Raw genomic sequence first — 2,122 nt, forward strand, 5'->3', positions numbered from 1 at the left:
TGCATTAACTCTCTTGTTATCCGTTGTGATTTTCTTGCCATCATAACGTGGCTGTGAGAATAAGGTTACACCCAATTGCCCACAACGCTACCTGAACAACTTCAGATTTCTGATAGATCAGACAATTCTGCATCGATATTGTATACTCGCTGCCCTACTCTCTATCCCTGGCATACACAACGAAGGCTAGCTAATGAAAGGCATCGTATTAGCGGGTGGGTCTGGCACAAGGCTTTACCCCATCACCCGTGGTATCTCAAAACAACTCCTGCCCATTTATGACAAACCGATGGTGTATTACCCCATCTCCGTACTGATGCTGGCAGGCATTCGAGATATTCTGATTATCAGCACCCCGGAAGACCTTCCTTCTTTCCAGCGCTTGCTCGGCGATGGCAGCCACTTTGGCATCAACCTCAGCTATGCGGAGCAACCGAGCCCGGATGGACTGGCTCAAGCGTTCATCATCGGTGAAGAGTTTATTAACGGTGAGCGTTGTGCATTGATTTTGGGTGATAATATCTATTTCGGCCAAAGTTTCGGCAACAAACTAGAAAGTATAGTGGCACAGGAACGAGGTGCAACGATATTTGGCTATCAGGTAACCGACCCTGAGCGTTTTGGCGTGGTGGAATTTGATGCCAACTTCAAAGCGCTTTCGATTGAAGAGAAACCGCTTAAGCCCAAATCTAATTGGGCGGTGACCGGGCTCTATTTCTATGACAAAGATATTGTTGAAATGGCCAAACAGGTCAAGCCTTCTGCCCGTGGCGAGCTGGAAATCACTACGCTCAACCAGATGTATCTGGAGCAAGGCAAGCTTAACGTTGAACTGCTAGGGCGTGGTTTCGCCTGGCTGGATACCGGAACCCATGATAGCCTGATTGAAGCCTCACAGTTTATTCACACTATCGAGAAGCGCCAGGGGCTGAAAGTCGCGTGTCTGGAAGAGATTGCTTTCCGGAAAGGCTGGATTTCACGTGAACAGGTCGCTGAAGAAGCGCGTGTACTATGCAAAACGCAGTATGGGCAGTATCTGGCGCGATTACTTGAAGATGCTCGCCAGTAGGTTTCCCCATATTCCTCAGCGTACACCGAGGATTGCTTATGGCAGAAGCAGATAATAACCCTCACACAGATTTAACAAACACTATGCAAGTGATCGACACCCCCATTTACGGCGCAAAAATTATTCAACCCAAAGTATTTGGCGATGCGCGCGGTTTTTTTCTGGAGACTTTTGAGAAAAACCGTTATCAGCAAATGCTCAACATCGATCTGGATTTTGTGCAGGATAACCACTCTCGCTCCAGCAAAGGCGTGTTACGCGGTCTGCATTATCAAAAAACGCACCCTCAGGGCAAGTTAGTCCGTGCAGTTCGAGGTGAAGTGTATGATGTGGCAGTGGATATTCGCCGTGATTCCCCGAGCTACGGAAAATGGTTTGGCATGCTGTTAACGGAAGAGAATAAAACCCAGCTTTGGCTGCCGCCGGGGTTGGCGCATGGTTTTGCCGTGCTCTCTGACATTGCGGATTTTGAATATAAATGCACGGAATATTACCAACCTTCTGACGAAGGCTGCCTACTGTGGAACGACCCTGATTTGGGCATTGAGTGGCCGCTGGAATCCCCTCTGCTTTCAGAAAAGGATAAACTCGGTAAACGCTTCAAGGAGTTGAGCTAATGAGAGTGCTATTGACTGGTGCCAACGGCCAACTTGGGCGCTGTTTCCAGGATAGGCTGCCTGCTGGTTGGCAAATTCTTGCCACCGATTTTGCCGAATTGGATATTACCGATCTTGAACCACTCACTGCGGCTGTAGCCGCTTTCAGACCAAATGCTATTGTTAACGCAGCGGCCTACACAGCAGTGGATAAAGCAGAAAGCGAAGTAGAATTGGCGGAACGCATTAACGCTGCTGGCCCGGCTAATTTGGCAAGTGTAGCTGCACAGCACGGCATTCGTTTAGTGCACGTCTCAACCGATTACGTTTTCGATGGCAACACCACCACGCCCTACACCGAAGAGAGTCCAACCAATCCACTTAGCGTGTATGGCATCACCAAACTGGCGGGTGAGCGCGCCGTTAGCGCGGCGGCACCTGATGCGATTATCGTGCG

Annotated in this window: 3 protein-coding genes; all 3 read left to right on the forward strand. The window is 49.4% G+C overall.

Annotation, left to right across the window (positions count from 1 at the left end):
* Positions 1 to 193: 193 nt before the first annotated feature.
* Complete coding sequence (rfbA, locus tag J5224_RS25440) at positions 194 to 1,069, forward strand: glucose-1-phosphate thymidylyltransferase RfbA (protein WP_264627986.1); 876 nt, start codon at positions 194 to 196, stop codon at positions 1,067 to 1,069.
* Between the two features lie 83 nt (positions 1,070 to 1,152).
* Positions 1,153 to 1,686, forward strand: a complete 534-nt coding sequence (gene rfbC / locus J5224_RS25445) for a dTDP-4-dehydrorhamnose 3,5-epimerase (protein ID WP_264627988.1) — start codon at positions 1,153 to 1,155, stop codon at positions 1,684 to 1,686.
* The coding region (locus J5224_RS25450; RefSeq protein WP_264627987.1) for an SDR family oxidoreductase at positions 1,686 to 2,122 on the forward strand (437 nt) is incomplete at its 3' end. The genes rfbC and J5224_RS25450, both read left to right, overlap by 1 nt.

Source organism: Candidatus Symbiopectobacterium sp. NZEC135 (assembly GCF_025962695.1).

Bases quoted from the DNA above. Each gene is read 5' to 3' on its own strand.
- rfbA (WP_264627986.1), top strand. From the start codon at position 194: ATGAAAGGCATCGTATTAGCGGGTGGGTCTGGCACAAGGCTTTACCCC.
- rfbC (WP_264627988.1), top strand. From the start codon at position 1,153: ATGCAAGTGATCGACACCCCCATTTACGGCGCAAAAATTATTCAACCC.